We start from the raw sequence: 21,163 nt of genomic DNA on the forward strand, positions 1-21,163 counted from the left end.
GGCCGGGCCCGTCGTTCGCCGCCGGCGCGGCGCCGGGCCCGTCGTTCGCCGCTGGCGCGGCGCCGGGCCCGTCGTTCGCCGCTGGCGCGGCGAAGTGCACGAGCCGGCCGTCGCGGGCCCGTCCGGACATCCGGCCGGTCGCGCCGTCCTTACGCCCCTCGCCGGTGGCGACCAGCACCTCGACGGTCTGCCCGACGAGCTTGGAGTTCTCCGCCCAGGTGATCTCCTCCAGGCAGGCCACCAGCCGGTCGTACCGGTCCCGGACGACCTCCTTGGGCACCTGCTCGTCCATGGTCGCCGCGGGGGTGCCGGGGCGCTTGGAGTACTGGAACGTGAACGCGCTGGCGAACCGGGCGGCCCGGACCACGTCCAGGGTGCCCTGGAAGTCCTCCTCGGTCTCCCCCGGGAACCCGACGATGATGTCGGTGGTGATCGCCGCGTCGGGCATCGCCGCCCGGACCCGGTCGATGATGCCCAGGTACCGATCGGTGCGGTAGGACCGGCGCATCGCCTTCAGCACCCGGTCCGAGCCGGACTGCAGCGGCATGTGCAGTTGGTGGCAGACGTTGGGGGTCTCGGCCATCGCCGCGATCACGTCGTCGGTGAAGGCGGCCGGGTGCGGCGAGGTGAAGCGCACCCGCTCCAGGCCCTCGACGCTGCCGCAGGCGCGCAGCAGCTTGCCGAAGGCGAGCCGGTCGCCGAACTCCACGCCGTACGTGTTGACGTTCTGGCCGAGCAGGGTGACCTCCAGGACGCCCTCGGCCACCAGCGCCTCGACCTCGGCAAGGATCTCGCCGGGCCGGCGGTCCTTCTCCTTGCCGCGCAGCGCCGGGACGATGCAGAAGGTGCAGGTGTTGTTGCAGCCCACCGAGATCGACACCCAGCCCGCGTACGTGGACTCGCGGCGGGTCGGCAGCGTGGACGGGAACACCTCGAGCGCCTCGAGGATCTCCACCTCGGCGGCGGCGTTGTGCCGGGCCCGCTCCAGCAGCGTCGGCAGCGAGCCGATGTTGTGGGTACCGAACACCACGTCCACCCACGGCGCCCGCTTGACGATCTCGCCGCGGTCCTTCTGCGCCAGGCAGCCCCCGACGGCGATCTGCATGCCGGGGTGCGCCTTCTTCACCGGGTGCAGGTGGCCGAGGTTGCCGTACAGGCGGTTGTCGGCGTTCTCCCGTACCGCACAGGTGTTGAACACGACGACGTCGGGCTGCTCGTCGTCGACGACGGGCACGTACCCGGCGCTCTCGAGCAGCCCCGAGATGCGCTCCGAGTCGTGCGCGTTCATCTGGCAGCCGTAGGTCACGACCTTGAAGCTCTTGGGCACCCTCTTGGCATCCTTCCGATCGACCACCAAGGGTAATCCTCCGGGAGACCCTTCCCCGGCCGGGCCGCTGTCCGATCGGGTCGCTTGCCGGCCGGCACCGGCTGAAAGGCCGTTTTGTGCGCCTGATCTCGCCGTACGGCCGAGGCGACTGGCGCGGGCCTGGTACTCATTACGGTTGTCACGCGTACCCGCCCCGGCCGGGAGACGAACAATGTGCCGCAGTATCAAGACGCTCCGCCCGCCGTTCACCCCTGACGTGAGCCAGGCCGACATCGAGGCGGCGGCGCTCCAGTACGTCCGCAAGGTCTCGGGTTTCCGCAAGCCATCGGCCCGCAACACGGCGGCGTTCGAGGCGGCGGTCGCAGAGATCGCCAAGACAACCCGTACGCTGCTCAACGAACTTGACATACAGGGTGTTACCCGTATGTGACCTCAAGGCATGACGATCGACGAGACCAGTACGAAGGCGGGGTAGATGACGACGTCAACCGGTGGACCGCTGATCGCCATGGATCAGGTCAACAAGCACTTCGGCCCCCTGCACGTGCTCCGTGACGTGGATCTGAACGTCGACCGCGGCGAGGTGGTCGTGGTGATCGGCCCGTCCGGCTCGGGCAAGTCGACGCTGTGCCGCTCGATCAACCGCCTGGAGCCGATCGACTCCGGCGAGATCCGGTTCGACGGCACGCCGCTACCCGCCGAGGGCCGGGCGCTCGCCCGGCTGCGCAGCGAGGTCGGCATGGTGTTCCAGTCGTTCAACCTGTTCGCCCACAAGACCGTGCTCGAGAACGTGACGCTCGGCCCGGTCAAGGTCCGCAAGGAGAAGACGGCCGTCGTCCGCGAGCGGGCGATGGACCTGCTGGAGCGGGTGGGCATCGCCAACCAGGCCGACAAGCTACCGGCACAGCTCTCCGGCGGCCAGCAGCAGCGGGCCGCGATCGCCCGGGCGCTGGCGATGCAGCCGAAGGCGATGCTGTTCGACGAGCCGACCAGCGCACTGGACCCCGAGATGGTCGGCGAGGTGCTCGACGTCATGACAGGGCTGGCCGCCGACGGCATGACGATGATCGTGGTGACCCACGAGATGGGCTTCGCCCGGCACGCCGCCAACCGGGTCATCTTCATGGCCGATGGTCAGCTGGTGGAGCAGGCGCCCCCCGCGGAGTTCTTCGCCAACCCGCGCACCGAGCGCGCCCGGGACTTTCTCTCGAAGGTTTTGACCCACTGAAAGGACAACGAATGCGAGTTCAGCGTTTGGCGGCGGTCGCGGCGATCGCCACTCTGGGCTTCGGCCTCGCGGCGTGCGGCAAGTCCGGCACGCCGACGGCCACGCCCGGAAACGGCGCGAGCAGCGGCGCGGCCGGCACCGGCGACCAGTGCGTCTCCTCGGGCGCCAACCTCACCCCGGCGGGCAACGTGTCGCTCACCGGCAGCCCCACGTACGACAAGGTCAAGTCCGGCGGCAAGGTGGTCGTCGGGGTGAAGGCCGACCAGCCGAACCTCGGCTACAAGGACGCCAGCGGCAACCGCTGCGGCTTCGACATCGAGATCGCGCAGCTCGTCGCCGCCAAGCTCGGTGTCGCCAAGGACAAGATCGAGTACAAGGAGATCCCGTCCGCCAACCGCGAGACCGCGATCAAGGGCGGCGAGATCGACTACTACGTCGGTACCTACTCGATCACCGACAAGCGCAAGGCGGACGTCGCCTTCGCCGGCCCGTACTTCATCGCCGGTCAGGACCTGCTGGTGCGCAAGGACGACTCGTCCATCACCGGCCCGGACTCGCTGAAGGGCAAGAAGGTCTGCTCGGCCAGCGGCTCGACCCCGCTGCAGCGGGTACGTGACAAGAAGCTGACCGAGGACGCCAACATCTCGGAGTTCAAGACCTACTCGGAGTGCGTGTCGCAGCTGCTCGACAAGCGCGTTGACGCGGTGACCACCGACGACGCGATCCTCAAGGGCTACGCGGCGCAGAACCCGAGCAAGCTCAAGGTGGTCGGCAAGCCGTTCAGCGAGGAGAAGTACGGCATCGGCCTGGCCCACGACGACAAGGCGCTGCGCGACTTCGTCAACGACGCGCTGGCCGCCGCCGAGAAGGACGGGGTCTGGCAGAAGATCTACGACGGCACCCTGGGCAAGTCCGGCTCGTCGGCGACCGTGCCGCCGCTCGAGCGGTACTGATCGGTCGATGCGCACCCCGGTGGCCGCTGGCAGCGGCCACCGGGTTTCGCGTGACGTGAGGATCGCATGAACACCTTTCTGCACACGCTCACCGACAACGGTGAACTCTTCTGGCGTGGTTTCAAAACCACGATCGAGCTCTTCCTGATCTCCGCCATCGGCAGCCTGGTGCTGGGTACGCTGCTGGCGGCCGCCCGGGTCTCGCCGGTGCCGATCCTGCGGGCCGTCGGCATGACCTACGTCCAGGTCCTTCGCAACACCCCGCTGACGCTGATCTTCGCATTCCTGGTCTTCGCCGGCCCCAAGCTCGACATCGGCCTGGAGTACTTCCCCAGCGCCTGCGTCGCGCTGATCGCCTACACCTCGGCCTTCATCTGCGAGGTCGTGCGCGCCGGTGTCAACACGGTGTCACCCGGCCAGGCCGAGGCGGCCCGCGCGCTGGGCATGACCTTCCCCCAGGTGACGGGCCAGATCGTGTTGCCGCAGGCGTTCCGCTCGATCGTGCCGCCCCTGATGAGCGTGCTGATCGCGATGCTCAAGAACACGACGATCGCCGCCGGCTTCTCGGTGGTCGAGGCGGGCGCGATCCCGCAGTACATGTCCGAGCGGGGCGAGAACCAGTTCGCGACCCTGATCTGGATCGTCATCGGCTTCCTGCTGCTGATCGCCCCGCTGGTGACGCTGCAGCGCACGCTCGAGCGCAAGTGGGGGGTGGCGCGATGACCGACGTGCTGTACGACCTGCCGGGGCCCCGGGCGCGGGCCCGCAACCTCGTCATCGCCGTGCTGACGACCGTCGGCGTGGTGGCCGTCGCCGCCTACGTCGCCTACCGCCTGATCGCGACCGACCAGTTCAGCGAGCTGCGGCTGACGCAGTTCCAGTACACGGCGGTACAGCAGGAGCTGCTGAACGGGCTGCTCGCCACGCTGAAGGCCGCCGTCATCGCCACCGCGCTGGCGCTGGTCTTCGGGGCGGTCTTCGCGGCGGCACGGCTGAGCGACCACGCGCTGATCCGGGTACCGGCCACCTGGGTCGTCGAGCTGTTCCGGGCGATCCCGCTGCTGATCCTGATCTTCTTCTTCTACTACGTGCCGCTGCAGTACAAGCTGCACATCGACACGCTGTGGGCGCTGGTCCTCGGCCTCACCCTGTACAACGGCTCGGTGCTCGCCGAGATCTTCCGGGCCGGCATCCTCGCGGTACCCCGCGGCCAGTCCGAGGCGGCGTACGCCATCGGGCTGCGCAAGACCCAGGTGATGGTGTCGGTACTGCTGCCGCAGGCGGTACGGGCCATGCTCCCGGCGATCGTGAGCCAGCTGGTCGTGCTCCTGAAGGACACCGCGCTGGGCTTCATCATCACGTACCCGGAGCTGCTCTACGCCGCGAAGCAGATCGGTAGCCGGGGCTCCTTCGACTTCCCGTACGTGGTGTCGTACCTGATCGTTGCCGCGATCTACATCGGCATCTGCAGCGCGCTGTCGGCGTTCGCGTACTGGCTGCAGAAGCGGATGAGTCGCAGCCGGCGTACCGCTGCCCGGCCGGTCCCGATCGACCAGGCGGCCGCCGCCGAGGCCGGCGGTGTCGGCGGCGTCGGGGCCTAGCCGCTGCTTTTCACGATCCTGGAGCATCCTCCGTGCCGTGACACGGAAGATGCTCCAGGATCGTGGTGTTTCCGGGCGGGCTCAGCGGGCGATCTCGGTGACGCGGGACTCGCGTACCACCGTGACCCGGATCTGACCGGGGTAGGTCAGCTCCTCCTCGATCTGCTTGGCCACGTCCCGGGCCAGTACCGCGGCGCCGATGTCGTCCACGTCGTCCGGGCGCACCATCACCCTGATCTCACGCCCGGCCTGCATCGCGAAGACCTTCTCCACGCCGGCCTTGCCGCCGGCGATCTCCTCGATGCGCTCCAGGCGCTTCACGTACGCCTCGAGGCTCTCGCGTCGGGCGCCCGGCCGCCCGCCCGAGCAGGCGTCCGAGGCCTGGGTCAGGACCGCCTCGATGGTCTGTGGCAGTACCTCGTTGTGGTGCGCCTCGATCGCGTGCACCACGTCGTCGGACTCGCCGTACTTGCGGGCCAGGTCGGCGCCGATCAGCGCGTGGCTGCCCTCGACCTCGTGGGTCAGCGCCTTGCCGATGTCGTGCAGGAACGCGCACCGCTTGATCAGGGCCGGCTCCAGCCGGAGTTCGGAGGCCATGATGCCGGCGATGTGCGCGGTCTCGACCAGGTGCTTGAGCACGTTCTGGCCATAGCTGGTGCGGTAGCGCAGCCGCCCGAGCAGGGTCACCAGTTCCGGGTGAAGGTCGGTGATGCCGACCTCGACGAGCGCGTCCTCGGCGGCCCGCTGGCACAGCCGCTCGACCTCGTGCTTGGCGAGGTCGAACACCTCCTCGATGCGGTGCGGGTGGATCCGGCCATCGAGGACCAGCTTCTCCAGGGTCAACCGGCCGATCTCCCGGCGTACCGGGTCGAAGCACGACAGCAGCACGGCTTCGGGCGTGTCGTCGATGATCAGGTTCACCCCGGTCACCGACTCGAACGCGCGGATGTTGCGGCCCTCGCGGCCGATGATGCGGCCCTTCATCTCGTCACTCGGCAGGTGGAGCACGCTGACCACGCTCTCCGCCGTCTGCTCGCTCGCGACCCGCTGGATGGCGTCCACGACGATGTGGCGGGCCCGCTGCTCCGCCGTTGCCCGGGCGTCGTGCTCGATGTCGCGTACGAGCAGCGCTGCCTCGCGCTTCGCCTGCCCTTCGATGGACTCGACCAGTTCGGTCCTGGCGGCGTCGACGGTCAGTCCGGCGATGCGCTCCAGCTCGCGGCGCTGGTTCTCCTCGGCCTCGGTCAGGGCCGTCTCCCGCCTGACGAGCGCCGTCTCCCGGCCCGACAGCTCGGCTTCGGCGGTGGTGATCCGCCGGTCCCGCTCGGCAAGCCGCTCGGCCTCCTCCGCGAGCAGCCGCTCCCGCTCGTCGAGGCGCCGCTGGCGCCGCTCGGCGTCCTGCGTCTGCTCCTTGGCGGCGGCGGTGAGCTGGGCGATTTCGCGCTCGCCGGAGCGCCGCGCCGCGGCCCGCGCCTGCTCGGCGTCGTGCTCGGCCTGCCGGTGCGCCCGTTCCAGCACCGCCTCGGACTCCGCCCGGGCGGCGTCGATGATCCGCCGGGCCTCTGCCCGGGCGGCGCTCGCCTCGGCCTTCGCCGCCGCGGCCTCGGTACGGGCGGCGGCGGCCGCGGCCCGCGCATCTTCGACCGCGACGGTCGCCTCTTCCGCTGCGCTCCGCAGCGAGGCGAGGGAGTCCTCGTACCGGTCCTTCTCGGCCAGGTAGGCGGTATCGGTCTCGCCGCCCCCGGCCGCCGCCGGCCCGCCCGGCAGCCGCCGCATGACCCGCAGGCCGACGACGAGGACGATCACCAGGAGGACGGCTACGACCGCGATCACGGACACGAGCGCGATCTCTGCTACTGGCATGGCCCACCCCCTCCCCATCGGCGCCGAGCAGACCGGCGCGCCGTGTACCGGTTTCGGAGGTGCCCGGATCCGCGATGGGGTCGATGCAGGATGAGCCCCGGTTTCCGCCGACGACCACGAGCGGCGGCAGGAGCGCGGCAGGCGGCGCTACGGCCTCGTCGGAATTGCCGGAGCTATCGGCATCGATAACCGAACTGTTGCTGATCTGTAATGTGATCTATGTTGTGCGGTTTGTACCCGCGGTGGTTGGGCGCTCTCCTCCAGTAAGGCGAAGGCTAGGTCGTAGAGGGCGCTTCGGTCAAGGACTCATGATCAGTCTCGGAGCGGGACGTACGGTACGAGGCCGCCCCGACCACCAAGTGCCCTGCTCAGGCCCGGCAACCGGGACGTTCAGGCGCCGCGGCGGCGTCCATCATCGGCGATGAGGAGGTGTGGGCCTACTCGCCGGCCGGCTCGGCGGCCTCGGCAAGGGCGTCAGGGTCGAGGCCATCGGCGAACTCGGCCGTCTCCGCCTCGGCGGCGAGGGCGTCCTTGACCACCCGGATCGCGAGCCCTGCCGGATAGCCCTTGCGGGCCAGCATCCCGACCAGCCGCCGGAACGCCGCGTCCGGCGGGGCGCTCCGCTCGATCCGCATCCGTCGAGCCACCAGAGCCTTGGCGGTCTCCTCCTCGGTCTGCGGGTCGAGCTCGTCGAGGGCCTCGCCGACCGCGTCCGGGTCGACGCCCTTGCGGCGAAGCTCCCCGGCAAGGGCCCGCCGGGCCAATCCCTTGCCGTGGTGACGACTGGTCACCCAGGCCCGGGCGAACGCCTCGTCGTTGATGATGCCGACCTCGTCGTAGCGGTCGAGCACCGAGTCAACGATCTCGTCGTCGATGCCGCGCTTGCGCATCGCGGTGGCCAGCTCCGCGCGGGTACGCGGGCGGACGGCGAGCTGCCGCAGGCAGATCTCCCGCGCCAGCTCGGCCGGGTCGCGGTCGGGCTGGCCAGCCGGGGTGCCGCCCCGGCCGCGGGCGGACCCGGCGGCCGGGGCGTCCCGCTGAGACGGGTCAGCGGGACCCCTTCCGTGTCGATAGCGACGTCCTGCCACGATCAGATGAGACTCAGAAGTCCACCGTCGCGACGTCGACCGGGCCGCCGGCCGCGTCGCCCGCACCCGTGCCGACGCCGAGCTTCTCCAGGATCTTCTTCTCGATCTCGGCCGCGACGTCCGGGTTCTCCTTCAGGAAGTTACGGGCGTTCTCCTTGCCCTGCCCGAGCTGGTCGCCCTCGTACGTGTACCAGGCGCCGGACTTGCGGATGATGTTCTGCTCGACGCCGACGTCGATGAGCGATCCCTCGCGGGAGATGCCCTTGCCGTACATGATGTCGAACTCGGCCTGCTTGAACGGCGAGGCCACCTTGTTCTTCACGACCTTGACGCGGGTGCGGTTACCCACGACGTCGGTGCCGTCCTTGAGGCTCTCGATCCGGCGCACGTCCAGCCGCACCGAGGCGTAGAACTTCAGCGCCCGGCCACCGGTCGTGGTCTCCGGGCTGCCGAACATGACGCCGATCTTCTCACGCAGCTGGTTGATGAAGATCGCCGTGGTGCCGGAGTTGTTGAGCGCACCGGTGATCTTCCGCAGCGCCTGGCTCATCAGTCGGGCCTGCAGACCGACGTGGCTGTCGCCCATCTCGCCCTCGATCTCGGCGCGCGGCACCAGCGCAGCGACCGAGTCGATGACGATGATGTCCAGCGCGCCGGAGCGCACCAGCATGTCGGTGATCTCCAGGGCCTGCTCGCCGGTGTCGGGCTGGGAGACCAGCATCGCGTCGGTGTCGACGCCGAGCGCCTTGGCGTAGTCGGGGTCGAGCGCGTGCTCGGCGTCGATGAACGCCGCGATGCCGCCCTCGCGCTGCGCGCTGGCGATCGCGTGCAGTGCAACGGTGGTCTTACCGCTGGACTCCGGACCGTAGATCTCGATGACGCGGCCCCGCGGCAACCCGCCGATGCCCAGCGCCACGTCGAGGGCGATCGAGCCGGTGGGGATCACCTGCATCTGGGTGACCGGCCGCTCGCCCAGCCGCATCACCGAGCCCTTACCGAATTGCTTGTCGATCTGCGCGAGGGCGAGGCCCAGCGCCTTTTCACGGTCTGGCATGCCTGCCATGTTTGTCACCCCTGTATTGGCCGTCTTCGCGGATGTGGTGGGTCGCTTCGTCACGGGAGACACGCTAGGCCCTGGGTCCGACAAAAACGCGCCGGCAGGCCGTGGGTGTGGAAGCAGCACCCGTCCGTACCGCTGTGGACAATACCCGTACAAGTGTTCGAGACAAGGGTGACACTCCGCCCGTACTTTGATGATCTTGGTGATCATTCGGTCTTATACGGAGGAAAACGACTAAACCTTCAGCGGAGCTTGGGCGGAATCCGGTCGGGATAGGCGGCGACGACGGCCCGCCAGACCCGGTTGGTCGCCTCACCGGCCGCCAGCGCCTGCTCGATCGTCCGGCCGCCCAACTGCGAGAGGACCTGGTCGTGGGCGACGCTGTGCGCGTACCCGGGCCCGAAGACCTGCTCGAGACGCTCCCAGAAGTCGGTCAGCCGCACTCTCTGCTCCCTTCGGATATCGCCAGCGCCGGTACGGACCGCAGCGCCAGAGCGATCAGCGGCACCGTGGCGATCGCCGCCAGCAGGGTCAGGGTCGGATAGCCCGACCAGGACACGACAAGCCCGGACATCGCGCCGGCGAAGGCCCCGGACAGGCCCATCACCAGGTCGGACAGGCCCTGCACGGCCGGTCGGACCACGGTACCCACCGACTCCGAAAGTAACGTCGAACCCGCGATCATGGTGCCCGACCAGCCGACGCCGAGCAGCCCCAGCCCCAGCCCGAGGCGGGGCGTGTGATGTCCGGCCGTCCCGGCCACCGCACACGCCACGAGCAGGGTGGCGAGGCCGCCGAGGATCACCTGGCGCCGACCGAGCCGGTCGGTCAGCCAGCCCACCAGGGGCGACAGCGCGTACATGCCTCCGATGTGCAGGCTCAGCACGACGCCGACCACGCGGAGCACGTCGCCGTGCACGTAGCCGCCGATGTGCACCGGGGTCATCGACATCACGCCGACCATGACCAGGTGCCCGACCGCCACGGCCGAGACGCCGAGCCGCGCCGCCGGTACCGCCCGGACCGCGCGCGCCGCCTCCCGCAGCCCCGCCGCCGGCGCGGCGTCAGGGCCCGCCACCGGCCCGGCGTCGGGGCCCGCCGCCGACCCGGCCGGCACGGCGTCACGGCCCACCTCACGCGCCACGAGCAGCGGGTCCGGCCGCAGCGCGGCGGCGATCACGAGGGCGACGACCGTGAACGCGACGGCGCTGATCACGAACGGCCCGGTGTACGTGGGCAGGCCGGACCGGTGGGCGTACCGGTCGGCGAGCGGGGCGAGGTTCGGCCCGGCCACCGAGCCGAGGGTGGTGGCCCACACGATCAACGACAGGTGCCGCGCGCGCCGGTCGGGCCCGGAGAGGTCCGCGGCGGCATACCGGGCCTGCAGGTTGGCCGCGCTACCGCCGCCGAACAGGGCCATGCCGACGAACAGCAGCGCCACCGAGCCGATCGCGGCGGCCGTCACCACGACCAGGGCGCCGCAGACACCACAGGCGTACGCGAAGACCAGGCCAGGCCGGCGGCCCCGGCTGCGGATGAGCCGGGTCGCGGGCACCGCGAGCAGCGCGCCACCGACGACACTGGCACTCGCGGCCAGGCCGGACACCCCGGCGCCGCCCATCGCCGCGGCGAGCAGCGCACCGACCGCGATACCCATCGCCACCCCGCTGCCGCCCACGACCTGGGTCATGAACAGCAACGACAGCGTGCGCCGTTGGACCCTTGAGACGTCCAACGGACTCACAGACCCAACGACCGTCCGATGATCTCCTTCATGATCTCGGTGGTACCGCCGTAGATCGTCTGGACCCGGCTGTCCATCCACGCCTTGGCGATCGGGTACTCGCGCATGAAGCCGTACCCGCCGTGCAGCTGCACACCGCGGTCGGCGACCTTGTTCTGCAGCTCCGTGGTCCACCACTTGGCCTTGGCCGCGTCGGCCACGCTCAGCCGGCCGGCGTTGTGCTCCGCCACGCAGTGGTTGACGAACGTGCGCGCGATGGTCACCTCGGTGTCCAGTTCGGCCACGACGAACCGGTTGTGCTGGAACGTACCGATCGGACGGCCGAACGCCTGCCGCTCGCGTACGTACTCCAGCGTCATCGCCAGCATCCGCTCGGACGCCGCCACCGCCGCGACCGCGATGCTCAGGCGCTCGCGGGGCAGGTTGGCCATCAGGTGGTAGAAGCCGCTGTTCTCGGTGCCGAGGAGGTTGTCGGCCGGCACCCGGCAGTCGTCGAAGAACAGTTCGGCGGTGTCGTTGCCCTTCAACCCCACCTTGTCCAGCCGGCGGCCGCGGGTGAAGCCGGGCGTGCCGCGCTCGACCGCGATGAGGCTCACGCCGTGCGCGCCGCGCGCCGGGTCGGTCTTCGCGACGACGATGACCAGGTCGGCGTGCTCGCCGTTGGTGATGAAGGTCTTCTGGCCGTTGATCACGTACTCGTCGCCGTCGCGCACCGCCGTGGTACGCACGCCGGCGAGGTCGGAGCCGGCCCCCGGCTCGGTCATCGCGATCGCCGTGATCAGCTCACCCGAGCAGAAGCCGGGCAGCCAGCGCTTGCGCTGCTCCGGTGTGGTCAGTTCGGTGAGGTACGGCGCGACGACGTCGTTGTGCAGGCCGAACCCCAGGCCGGAGAGGCCGGCCGCGATGATCTCCTCGTCCAGCACCGCGTTGTACCGGAAGTCGCGCTGGCCGCCCCCGCCGTACTCGGTGTCGACGTCCATGCCGAGCAGCCCGGCGGCCCCGGCCTTGCGCCAGACCTCCCGGTCGACGATGCCGGCCTGCTCCCACTCGTCGTGGTACGGCGTCGCCTCGCGGGCCAGGAACTGCCGGCACAGGTTCCGGAACTCTTCGTGGTCGGCTTCGTACAGGTGCTGATCCATGCGTTCCCCTTCAACCGCGGGGAACTATCCATAGTGAACAGCCACCCGGCGTCGAGTCCTCCCCGAGTCATCGCGGGAATCGCATGTTACCGCCGGGAAGCCAACTGCTCCGCGACAACCCGCAGGTCGTCCACGAGCCCCCGGTACGCGGCGTCCCGGTCGTCGGCGCGCAGTACCGCCGACGGGTGGATCGTCGCGAGGACGAACGCATCGTCGTGCGCCTCCCCGGCGAAGTCCTCCGGGTGGTGGGCCGACTCCGGCCACGGCATCGGGATCCCCCGCTGCTTGGTCACCCGGAACGACGGGCCGAGCAGGCCCTTGGCCGCGACCGCGCCGAGGGCGACCACGGCGCGCGGGTGCAGCAGGCTGAACTCGGCCACCAGCCAGGGCCGGCAGGCCATGATCTCGGTCTGGTTGGGACTTTCGTGGATGCGCCGCTTGCCCGGCGCGGCCGGCTTGTGCTTGAAGTGCTTCACCGCGTTGGTCACATAGGTACCGGAGCGGTCCAGCCCGGCGTCGGCTACGGCCCGGTCGAGCAGCTTGCCGGCGGGCCCGACGAACGGCCGGCCCTGCCGGTCCTCGATGTCTCCGGGCTGCTCCCCCACCAGCACCGTCCCGGCGTCCGGTGGGCCCTCGCCGAAGACCGTCCGGGTCGCTTCCTTGTACAGGTCGCAGCCCCGGCAGCACTGCGCGGCCTCCCGCAGCTTGTCGAGATCGTCCGTCTCCGGCACGAACGGCGCGGCGGTCGGGACGGTGTCGGCCATGATTGCGCTGTACCCACGGGCCGCGACGGCTATGCCGATCGGGTACCCGGCGCTGGGCGTACCGCCCGTACGACCGCGTCCGCGAGCGGCTCGATCCCCTCCGGGTCGAGCGGGCTGACGGTGATCCGCAGCCCCGACGGCGCGTCGATGCGGAACAGCGAGCCGGGCGCCACCACGTACCCCTCGTCGCGCAGCCGGGCCACCGCGCCGGTCTCGTCGGCCACCGGTACCCAGACGTTGATGCCGGTCCGGCCGACCCCGTCGAGGCCACGGGCGTGCAGCGCGGCGAGCAGCGCCTCGCGCCTGGCCGTGTAGCTGGCGGCCGCGTCGTGCACCAGCGCCGGTACCGACGGATCCCGCCACAGGTCGAGCACCAGGCGCTGGAGCAGGGTCGACACCCAGCCGGCCCCGACCCGCATCCGCCCCTCCACCCGCGCGATGGTCGCCTCGTCACCGGCCACGACGGCGAGCCGCAGGTCCGGTCCGTACGGTTTGGACACCGAGCGGACGAAGGCCCACGAGTCGGTCGCCCCGGCGAGCGGGTTCAGCGGTACCGGGGACAGCTCGGCGGCGTGGTCGTCCTCCACCACCAGGACGTCCCGATGCCGCCGCAGCAGCGCGCGGAGCGCGGCGGCGCGGGTCCGGCCGATCGCCGCGCCCGTCGGGTTCTGCGCCCGGGCGGTGACGACGGCGGCGCGGACGCCGCCGGCCAGCGCCGCGGCGAGCCCCGCCTCGGCCGGGCCGTCGTCGTCCACCGGTACCGGTACCGCCATCAGCCCGAGCGCGGCGACCAGGTCGAGCAGGTTGGCCCAGCCCGGGTCCTCGACCGCGACCCGGTCCCCCGGCCGCAGGTGAGCGGCGAGGACCCGTTCGATGGCGTCGAGCGCTCCGCCGGTGAGGGTCAGCGCGGGGGCCTTGACCGGCGCGAGCCGCTCCCGGGCCGCCTCCAGCAGCTCCGGGAGCGGGCCGGAGCCCGCGTACCCGACCGGGTCGCCGTCGAGCCGGCCCAGGGCGGCGCGCAACGACGGCAGCAGGCGGCGGTCGGGGTCACCGGTGGACAGATCGAGCGCGCCGGACGGTACGGGCAGCCGGCGCGCCTGGCGCGGCAGCAGCAGCGCCGGCCGCGGGCGGACCCTGGTGCCGGCCCGGCCGGCGGTCTCCACCACGCCCCGGTCGCGCAGCATCCGGTACGCCGCGGCGACGGTGGCCGGGCTCACGCCGAGGGTCGTGGCGAGGCCGCGCACGGGTGGCAGCGCGGCGCCGGCGGCCAGCGCTCCGCTCCGTACGCCCGACTCGACACTGGCCGAGATCTCGACGGCCGTGCGACCGGTGACCTGATACTGTACTGGCACAGCTACAAGATTGTACTAGTACATAGGGATGTACGCAATGTACCTGAAGACCCCTCGGACGACCGCCCTGCGCGCCCGTGACCGCATCGCCTACGACGCCGACGTCGTACATCCGATCCTCGACGAGGCGCACGTCTGCCACCTCGGCTTCGTCGTCGACGGCGAGCCCCGCGTGCTGCCCACGCTGCACGTACGGATCGGTGACACGCTCTATGTGCACGGCTCGACCGGCAGCCGCCCGCTGCTGGCCGCCCGGGGCCCCGAGGGCCTGCCGGTCTGCGTCACGGTGACCCTGCTCGACGGGCTGGTGTACGCCCGCTCGCAGTTCGAGCATTCCGCGAACTACCGGTCGGTGGTGGCGCACGGCGCCGCGCGGCCGGTCACCGACGAGGCCGACAAGCTGCGGGTCCTCACCGCCCTCGTCGACAAGGTCGGCGCCGGCCGGGCCGCCGACAGCCGGCCGCCCACCGAGAAGGAACTGGCACAGACGGCGCTGCTGGCACTGCCGCTGCGCGAGGTGTCGGCGAAGGTACGCACCGGCGGCGTGATCGACGAGCCGGAGGACTACACCCTGCCGTACTGGGCGGGGGTCCTACCGCTGCGACTGACCCCCGGCGTGCCGCAACCGGACGCCGGCGTGACCGCACCGCTGCCGCCGTACCTGCGACCCGTCCGCTCGCCGTGGCTGGAGCCGGCCACCATGCCGGGCCGCCACGTCACGCTCGAACCGCTCGATCTGTCCCATGTGGACGGCCTGTTCGCCGCCACCGCCGACGACGAGCTGTGGAGCTGGCTGTCCCACCGCCGCCCCGCCGACCGCGACGGCATGGCCGCGATCGTCGGCGGCGCGCTGGAGGCGTGGCACGCCGGCACCCGGGTGCCGTGGGTCCAGCGGGACTCGACGACCGGCGAGGTCATCGGTACGACCTCGTTCTACGCCTTCGACCTGGTCAACCGGTCGGTGGCGATCGGACACACCTTCATCGGCCGGCCGTGGTGGCGCAGCGGCGTCAACACCGAGTCCAAGCTGCTGCTGCTGAGCCGGGCCTTCGACACCCTCGGGGCGGAGCGTGTCGAGTGGCACACCGACATCCGCAACGAGCGGTCGCAGCGGGCGATCGAACGGCTCGGCGCGTCCCGGGAGGGCATCCTGCGCCGGCACCGGCAGCGCCCGGACGGCTCGTGGCGCGACACGGCCCTGTACGCGATGACCGCCGACGACTGGCCGGCGGCGCGGGAGCGGCTGGCCAGTCGGCTGACCTGAGGTACCGGGCCTACCGCTCGCTGGCCAACTGCCGGTAGCAGCCGCCGTCGGTCTCGTCCCGGTCGTCGACCCGGGGACTGAGCGGGAACATCCGGGCAAGCCGGGGGAAACGCCGCGCCACCTCGGCGGTGTCCTCGAAGTCCCACCGCTCGCCGGCCGGCTCCGGGGAGAGCGAACTGTCGTGGCCGCGGGCCTCGAGCGCCTCCTCGAAGCCGTCCTCCTCGCCGGTCACCTGGGCGTACGCCCTCCTGGCGACGTAGTCGAGCGACTCCCACTCCGGCCACTCGTGCTCGGCCCAGCCGTCGGCGCCACGCCCGGCGAGGCGACGCACCTGCGGCACGTCGGCCAGCGCGTCGGGGTGCGCGACCACCCGCTCGAACGCGTCCCGGCCGAGACCGATCAACCAGGACTGAAAACCCCAGAAGCCGTCCTCGGAGCACATACCGTCACAGATCTGGTACGCGGCGCCCCACATCCGCCAACTGTCGGCCCACTGGTGCAGCCGCTCGAGCCACACCTGGAACGCCACGATCTCGTCCGATGGCAGCCGCGTGAGCTGTCCGGTGAGCCACTCCACCCGTTCCTCCGGATCGGCGGTGTGCCGCCACGACCGCTCGATGAGGTCCCAGAACGAGTCCATCTCCATGGCAGGGAACCTTGGCATACGGGCCGGACGGAGTATACGGCGGCCTGCTCAATGATTGTTTATTGATAACTTCGCCACGGTCGGCCGCGGTCCGGCGCGGTCCGGTCCGGTCTGTACGGTGCGGTACGCGGCTCGCCCGGCACCTGGGCCGGCCGGACGTGAGCCAACGCACGCGCCACGCCGGGAACGTACGAGGATGTCCCCAGTACCATCAAATGCACCCTCTGCTCGAATCTGAGCGCAGAGGCGATCTGGTAGCGACGTGTCAGTGCGATAACCCTCCACGATCACGTTTGAGTCCCCGGCGGCGCGCTGACCCGCTCCACGCCGCTGGGCGAATGCGCCACTGGTGAATAGCCGGGCGTACCCATGCCGACTCGGCCTCGAAGCCCTGCCGGCACGGGTACGCCCGCACCTGTTTCAGTGCTCGCCGAGCCGGCTGCCGTCCCGCGGTCGGACGGCGCCACCTCGACCGCCGGAAATCCGGGAGTACCCGCGCCGGTACCGCGTTGCTGTCGTACCCGCGAGGCACGATTGTGTCCATGACCGTGCTGGAGAGGTTCGGGACAGCCACCCGGGCCTGGTTCGAAACCGCCTTCGCCGCGCCGACGCCCGCCCAGGCCGGCGCGTGGGAGGCGATCTCGGCCGGCCGGCACGCCCTGGTCGTCGCGCCCACCGGCTCCGGCAAGACCCTGGCCGCGTTCCTGTGGTCGCTCGACCGGTTGGCCGCCGCCCCGCAGGCCGATCCGAGCCGCCGCTGCCGGGTGCTCTACGTCAGCCCGCTCAAGGCGCTCGCGGTCGACGTCGAGCGCAACCTGCGGACTCCGCTGGCCGGCATCCGCCAGGCCGCGTCGCGGCTGGGGCTCGACCCGCCCGACCTCACGGTCGGCATGCGTACCGGCGACACCCCCGCCGACGAGCGGCGCGCCTTCAGCAGGCGGCCCCCGGACATCCTGATCACCACCCCCGAGTCGCTGTTCCTGCTGCTCACCTCGGCCGCTCGGGACGCGCTGCGCGGGGTCGAGACGGTGATCATCGACGAGGTGCACGCCGTGTGCTCGACCAAGCGCGGCGCACACCTGGCGCTCTCGCTGGAGCGGCTCGACGCGCTGCTGGAGCGGCCGGCGCAGCGGATCGGGCTGTCCGCCACGGTCCGCCCGATCTCCGAGACCGCCCGTTTCCTCGGCGGCTCCGCCCCGGTGGAGATCGTCCAGCCCCGGACCGCGAAGGCGATCGAGGTGAGCGTCCAGGTCCCGGTCGAGGACATGACCCGCCTCGACGAGGTGGTCGACGACGCCGACCCCGACGGCCCCCGACGGGCGTCGATCTGGCCGGCGGTGGAGGAGCGCGTCTTCGACCTGATCCGGGCGCACCGCTCCACGATCGTGTTCACCAACTCGCGCCGGGGCGCGGAGCGGCTCTGTGCCCGCCTCAACGAACTGGCCGCCCAGCACGCCGGTTCAGCGCCACCTGGCGCCGCGGTGACGCAGCCGCCGGCTCCGCTGCCGGTGGGCCGGATGCCGGCGGAGGTCATGGCCCAGTCCGGCCTCGCCACCGGCGCGCCGCCGGTCATCGCCCGGGCCCACCACGGCAGCGTCTCCCGGGAGGAGCGCCGCCAGATCGAGGAGGCACTCAAGTCCGGCCAGTTGCCCGCCGTCGTGGCCACCTCCAGCCTCGAGCTGGGCATCGACATGGGCGCGGTGGATCTGGTGGTGCAGATCGAGTCGCCACCCAGCGTCGCCGCCGGCCTGCAGCGCATCGGCCGGGCCGGGCACCAGGTGGGCGCGGTGTCCCGGGGCGTGGTCTTCCCCAAGCACCGCGGCGACCTGGTCTCCTGCGCCGTGGTCGGGGAGCGGATGACCGAGGGCGCCATCGAGGAGCTGCGGTACCCGCGCAATCCGCTCGACGTGCTCGCCCAGCAGGTCGTCGCGATGGTCGCGATGGATCCGTGGTCGGTCGGCGAGCTGGCCGCGGTGGTGCGCCGCGCCGCGCCCTTCGCGGACCTGCCCGAGTCGGCCTACACCGGTGTGCTCGACATGCTCTCCGGGCGGTACCCGTCCACCGCCTTCGCCGAGCTGCGCCCCCGCCTGGTCTGGGACCGCACCACCGACCTGCTCACCGGCCGCCCCGGGGCGCAGCGGCTCGCGGTGACCAGCGGCGGCACCATCCCCGACCGGGGACTGTTCGGGGTGTTCCTGGCCGGGGCGGAGTCCGGCAAGCGCGTCGGCGAGCTCGACGAGGAGATGGTGTACGAGTCGCGCGTCGGCGACGTCTTCCTGCTCGGCTCGACCTCCTGGCGGATCGAGGACATCACGCCCGACCGGGTGCTGGTCTCGCCCGCGCCCGGAGCCGCTGCCCGGATGCCGTTCTGGAAGGGAGACTCGCCGGGCCGGCCGATCGAGCTGGGCCGGGCGATCGGCGCCCGACTTCGGGAGTTCACCCGATTGGGTGACGACGGCGCCCGGACGCGGCTGGCCGAGGGCGGGCTCGACGAGTGGGCCGCCGGCAACCTGCTGGCCTACCTGGCCGAGCAGCGGGAGGCGACCCGACACCTGCCCGACGACCGCACCGTGATCGTGGAGCGGTTCCGCGACGAGCTGGGCGACTGGCGGCTGGCCGTCCACTGCGTGCTGGGGGCTCGGGTCAACGCGCCGTGGGCGCTGGCCATCGGCCGGCGGCTGGTCGAGCGGTACGGCGTCGACGGGCAGGTGCTGCCCAGCGACGACGGCATCGTGGTGCGGCTGCCGGACATCGTCGACGAACCCCCCGGCGCCGACCTGGTGGCCTTCGACCCCGAGGAGATCGCGCAGATCGTCGAGGAGACGGTCGGCACGTCGGCGATGTTCGCGGCCCGGTTCCGTGAGTGCGCCGCCCGCGCGCTGCTACTGCCCCGCCGCGACCCGCGCCGCCGCCAGCCGCTGTGGCAGCAGCGGCAGCGCTCCGCGCAGCTGCTCGACGTCGCCCGCGAGTACGCGGACTTCCCGATCACCCTCGAAGCGGCGCGGGAGTGCCTGCAGGACGTCTTCGACGTGCCGGGTCTGGTCGAGGTGATGAGCCAGGTCGGCTCCCGCAAGGTCCGCATGGTCGAGGTGGAGACGCCGCGTCCGTCGCCGTTCGCGCGGTCGCTGCTGTTCGGGTACGTCGGGGCGTTCCTGTACGAGGGCGACGCCCCCCTGGCCGAGCGCCGGGCGGCCGCCCTCGCCTTGGACACCACCCTGCTCGGCGAGTTGCTGGGCCGGGTCGAGCTGCGCGACCTGCTCGACCCCGAGGTCGTCGTCGAGACCACCCGCCGGCTGCAGTGGCTGTCCGGCGAGCGGGTGCCTCGCGACGCCGAGGACACCGCGGAGCTACTGCGCCTGCTGGGCGACCTGTCGACCGCGGAGGCGCATCAGCGGGGCGCGCACGCCGAGTGGCTCACCGAACTGGAGACGGCGCGGCGCGCGATCCGGGTACGGATCGCCGGCGAGGAGCGCTGGCTGGCCGTCGAGGACGCCGGACGGGTACGCGACGCGCTCGGCGTCGCCCTGCCGGTCGGGCTGCCGCTGGCCTACCTCGAACCGGTGGCCGACCCGCTGGGTGACCTCGTCGCGCGGTACGCGCACACCCACGGCCCGTTCACCGCGGCGGCGTGCGCGTCGCGGTACGGGCTCGGCGTGTTCGTGGTGGAGCAGGCACTCAAACGCCTGGCGGCCGCCGGGCGCGTGGTCTCCGGCGAGTTCTCGCCGGCCGGGGCCGGCTCGGAATGGTGCGACGCCGAGGTGCTGCGCCTGCTGCGCCGGCGCTCGCTGGCGGCGCTGCGCCGCGAGATCGAGCCGGTGCCACCACGGGCGCTGGCCCGGTTCCTGCCGAGCTGGCAGCAGATCGGCGGCAACGGGCGGGGCGTCGACGCGGTCGCCGCCGCGATCGAGCAGTTGCAGGGCGTCGCGGTGCCGGCGTCGGCGCTGGAGCGGCTGGTGCTGCCGGCGCGGGTGCGCGACTACTCCCCCGCGTACCTCGACGAGCTGTGCGCGGCCGGCGAGGTCGTGTGGGCGGGCGCCGGGTCGATCCCGGGCGGCGACGGCTGGGTCAGCTTGGCGTTCGCCGACACCGCGCCGCTGCTGCTCGCCCCGCCCGACCCGGACGCCGCCACGTCGCCGCTGCACCAGGCGGTGCTCGACGCGCTGAGTGACGGTCAGGCGCTGTTCTTCCGGTCGCTGGCGGAACGCGTCGGCGGGTCGGACGAGGACCTGCTCGCCGCCGTGTGGGACCTGGTCTGGGCCGGGCAGCTCGGCAACGACACCCTCGCGCCGCTGCGGGCCCGATTGAGCAGCGGCGGGGCCCACCGGTCCCGCCCAACCGCGCCCCGCTCGCGGTACCGGCGGCCCGGCCGGCCGTCGCTGTCCTCGCTCGCCGTACTGCGCTCCGGGCCGCCGACCGCCGCCGGCCGGTGGTACCGGCTGCCCGAGCGGGACGCCGACCCCACCCGGCGCGCCGCCGCGACCGCCGACGCGCTGCTGGAACGGCACGGCGTGGTGACCCGCGGCGTGGTCGGCGCCGAAGGGGTGCCCGGCGGGTTCGCCGGCGTCTACCCGGTGCTCGCCGCCCTGGAGGAGCGCGGCGCGGCGCGGCGCGGGTACTTCGTGGAGGGGCTCGGGGCCGCGCAGTTCGCACTGCCCGGCGCGGTCGACCGGCTGCGGTCCACTGGAGACGGTGGCGACACAGCCGCGCTCGTCCTGGCCGCGACCGACCCGGCCAACCCGTACGGGGCCGCGCTGCCGTGGCCGGAGCGGGTGGTGGACGCCGGCGACGGCGAGAGCACCGGCCATCGGCCCGGGCGCAAGGCCGGCGCGCTGGCCGTCCTCGTCGACGGCGACCTCGCGCTCTACGTGGAGCGCGGCGGGCGTACCCTGCTGTCCTTCGTGGACAGTCCGGACTCACTGGCCGCGGCGGCGAAGGCACTGGCCGAGGCGGTCCACGCCGGGGCGCTCGGCGCGATGTCGGTGGAGCGGGCCGACGGCGAGGCGATCCACTCCTCCCCGCTGGCCGACGCCCTGGCCGCGGCCGGCTTCCGGGCCACCCCGCGCGGCCTGCGCCTGCGCCGCTAGGCCCCCTGCCCACGTCAGCGGAGCCAGACCTCCCCTCCGCCTCATAGGGT

The 21,163-nt window shown here is 72.0% G+C and carries 17 protein-coding genes; 7 read left to right on the forward strand and 10 right to left on the reverse strand.

Going from position 1 to position 21,163, the window contains the following annotated elements; all coding sequences use genetic code 11:
• The coding region (gene miaB / locus Pme01_RS00715; RefSeq protein WP_239087958.1) for a tRNA (N6-isopentenyl adenosine(37)-C2)-methylthiotransferase MiaB at positions 1 to 1,288 on the reverse strand (1,288 nt) is incomplete at its 3' end.
• A gap of 250 nt (positions 1,289 to 1,538) precedes the next feature.
• Here miaB and Pme01_RS00720 point away from each other — a divergent pair.
• The 5 genes from Pme01_RS00720 to Pme01_RS00740 all read left to right on the forward strand — a co-directional run bounded on the left by Pme01_RS00720 (position 1,539) and on the right by Pme01_RS00740 (position 5,109).
• Complete coding sequence (locus tag Pme01_RS00720) at positions 1,539 to 1,757, forward strand: DUF2277 domain-containing protein (RefSeq protein ID WP_168113160.1); 219 nt, start codon at positions 1,539 to 1,541, stop codon at positions 1,755 to 1,757.
• 45 nt (positions 1,758 to 1,802) lie between these two features.
• On the forward strand, positions 1,803 to 2,555 hold the full coding sequence (locus Pme01_RS00725) for an amino acid ABC transporter ATP-binding protein (RefSeq protein ID WP_168113159.1): 753 nt from the start codon (positions 1,803 to 1,805) through the stop codon (positions 2,553 to 2,555).
• An 11-nt stretch (positions 2,556 to 2,566) separates the two neighbouring features.
• Positions 2,567 to 3,508: a glutamate ABC transporter substrate-binding protein gene (locus Pme01_RS00730; RefSeq protein WP_168113158.1), complete on the forward strand. Its 942-nt coding sequence runs from the start codon at positions 2,567 to 2,569 to the stop codon at positions 3,506 to 3,508.
• A 66-nt stretch (positions 3,509 to 3,574) separates the two neighbouring features.
• A complete protein-coding gene (locus Pme01_RS00735) occupies positions 3,575 to 4,231 on the forward strand; it encodes an amino acid ABC transporter permease (RefSeq protein WP_203935363.1) in 657 nt (218 codons plus the stop codon).
• Positions 4,228 to 5,109 (forward strand): amino acid ABC transporter permease, encoded by an 882-nt coding sequence (locus tag Pme01_RS00740; RefSeq protein ID WP_168113157.1) that lies wholly within the window; start codon positions 4,228 to 4,230, stop codon positions 5,107 to 5,109. The genes Pme01_RS00735 and Pme01_RS00740 overlap by 4 nt, the downstream gene beginning before the upstream one ends.
• An 81-nt stretch (positions 5,110 to 5,190) precedes the next feature.
• On the opposite strand, the gene rny is transcribed toward Pme01_RS00740, so the two are convergent.
• From rny to Pme01_RS00780, 8 genes are all read right to left on the reverse strand, one after another.
• Complete coding sequence (gene rny, locus Pme01_RS00745) at positions 5,191 to 6,972, reverse strand: ribonuclease Y (RefSeq protein WP_168113156.1); 1,782 nt, start codon at positions 6,970 to 6,972, stop codon at positions 5,191 to 5,193.
• Positions 6,973 to 7,409: 437 nt separating this feature from the next.
• Positions 7,410 to 8,060: a regulatory protein RecX gene (locus tag Pme01_RS00750; protein WP_239087941.1), complete on the reverse strand. Its 651-nt coding sequence runs from the start codon at positions 8,058 to 8,060 to the stop codon at positions 7,410 to 7,412.
• A 13-nt stretch (positions 8,061 to 8,073) separates the two neighbouring features.
• Complete coding sequence (recA, locus tag Pme01_RS00755; protein WP_168113155.1) at positions 8,074 to 9,123, reverse strand: recombinase RecA; 1,050 nt, start codon at positions 9,121 to 9,123, stop codon at positions 8,074 to 8,076.
• 239 nt (positions 9,124 to 9,362) lie between these two features.
• Entirely contained in the window at positions 9,363 to 9,563 is a 201-nt protein-coding gene (locus Pme01_RS00760) for a DUF3046 domain-containing protein (protein WP_168113154.1), read from the reverse strand.
• Positions 9,554 to 10,864 carry an MFS transporter gene (locus tag Pme01_RS00765; RefSeq protein WP_239087942.1) on the reverse strand — a complete coding sequence of 437 codons (1,311 nt, stop codon included), beginning with the start codon at positions 10,862 to 10,864 and terminating at the stop codon, positions 9,554 to 9,556. The genes Pme01_RS00760 and Pme01_RS00765 overlap by 10 nt, the downstream gene beginning before the upstream one ends.
• Complete coding sequence (locus Pme01_RS00770; RefSeq protein WP_168113152.1) at positions 10,861 to 12,003, reverse strand: acyl-CoA dehydrogenase family protein; 1,143 nt, start codon at positions 12,001 to 12,003, stop codon at positions 10,861 to 10,863. Before Pme01_RS00770 ends, Pme01_RS00765 begins: the two co-directional genes overlap by 4 nt.
• Positions 12,004 to 12,089: 86 nt before the next feature.
• Positions 12,090 to 12,767, reverse strand: coding sequence for a UdgX family uracil-DNA binding protein (locus Pme01_RS00775; protein ID WP_168113151.1), 678 nt, complete (start codon positions 12,765 to 12,767; stop codon positions 12,090 to 12,092).
• A gap of 29 nt (positions 12,768 to 12,796) precedes the next feature.
• Positions 12,797 to 14,119, reverse strand: coding sequence for an aminotransferase class I/II-fold pyridoxal phosphate-dependent enzyme (locus Pme01_RS00780; RefSeq protein WP_168113150.1), 1,323 nt, complete (start codon positions 14,117 to 14,119; stop codon positions 12,797 to 12,799).
• Positions 14,120 to 14,156: 37 nt separating this feature from the next.
• Between Pme01_RS00780 and Pme01_RS00785 the strand changes: the two genes are divergently transcribed.
• Positions 14,157 to 15,383, forward strand: a complete 1,227-nt coding sequence (locus Pme01_RS00785; RefSeq protein WP_168113149.1) for a bifunctional pyridoxamine 5'-phosphate oxidase family protein/GNAT family N-acetyltransferase — start codon at positions 14,157 to 14,159, stop codon at positions 15,381 to 15,383.
• A 10-nt stretch (positions 15,384 to 15,393) separates the two neighbouring features.
• Here the strand turns inward: Pme01_RS00785 and Pme01_RS00790 are convergent, their stop codons facing one another.
• Entirely contained in the window at positions 15,394 to 16,047 is a 654-nt protein-coding gene (locus tag Pme01_RS00790) for a DUF4240 domain-containing protein (protein WP_168113148.1), read from the reverse strand.
• Between the two features lie 524 nt (positions 16,048 to 16,571).
• Here Pme01_RS00790 and Pme01_RS00795 point away from each other — a divergent pair.
• Positions 16,572 to 21,113, forward strand: coding sequence for an ATP-dependent helicase (locus tag Pme01_RS00795; protein WP_168113147.1), 4,542 nt, complete (start codon positions 16,572 to 16,574; stop codon positions 21,111 to 21,113).
• Positions 21,114 to 21,163 lie beyond the last annotated feature (50 nt).

It is taken from the genome of Planosporangium mesophilum, from assembly GCF_016863255.1.
GTDB classification, from domain to species: domain Bacteria; phylum Actinomycetota; class Actinomycetes; order Mycobacteriales; family Micromonosporaceae; genus Planosporangium; species Planosporangium mesophilum.

What these genes read in the sequence shown, in the direction of transcription:
- Pme01_RS00720 (WP_168113160.1), top strand. Translation starts at nt 1,539, where the DNA reads ATGTGCCGCAGTATCAAGACGCTCCGCCCGCCGTTCACCCCTGACGTG.
- Pme01_RS00725 (WP_168113159.1), top strand. Translation starts at nt 1,803, where the DNA reads ATGACGACGTCAACCGGTGGACCGCTGATCGCCATGGATCAGGTCAAC.
- Pme01_RS00730 (WP_168113158.1), top strand. Translation starts at nt 2,567, where the DNA reads ATGCGAGTTCAGCGTTTGGCGGCGGTCGCGGCGATCGCCACTCTGGGC.
- Pme01_RS00735 (WP_203935363.1), top strand. Translation starts at nt 3,575, where the DNA reads ATGAACACCTTTCTGCACACGCTCACCGACAACGGTGAACTCTTCTGG.
- Pme01_RS00740 (WP_168113157.1), top strand. Translation starts at nt 4,228, where the DNA reads ATGACCGACGTGCTGTACGACCTGCCGGGGCCCCGGGCGCGGGCCCGC.
- rny (WP_168113156.1), bottom strand. Translation starts at nt 6,972, where the DNA reads ATGCCAGTAGCAGAGATCGCGCTCGTGTCCGTGATCGCGGTCGTAGCC.
- recA (WP_168113155.1), bottom strand. Translation starts at nt 9,123, where the DNA reads ATGGCAGGCATGCCAGACCGTGAAAAGGCGCTGGGCCTCGCCCTCGCG.
- Pme01_RS00770 (WP_168113152.1), bottom strand. Translation starts at nt 12,003, where the DNA reads ATGGATCAGCACCTGTACGAAGCCGACCACGAAGAGTTCCGGAACCTG.
- Pme01_RS00775 (WP_168113151.1), bottom strand. Translation starts at nt 12,767, where the DNA reads ATGGCCGACACCGTCCCGACCGCCGCGCCGTTCGTGCCGGAGACGGAC.
- Pme01_RS00785 (WP_168113149.1), top strand. Translation starts at nt 14,157, where the DNA reads ATGTACCTGAAGACCCCTCGGACGACCGCCCTGCGCGCCCGTGACCGC.
- Pme01_RS00790 (WP_168113148.1), bottom strand. Translation starts at nt 16,047, where the DNA reads ATGCCAAGGTTCCCTGCCATGGAGATGGACTCGTTCTGGGACCTCATC.
- Pme01_RS00795 (WP_168113147.1), top strand. Translation starts at nt 16,572, where the DNA reads ATGACCGTGCTGGAGAGGTTCGGGACAGCCACCCGGGCCTGGTTCGAA.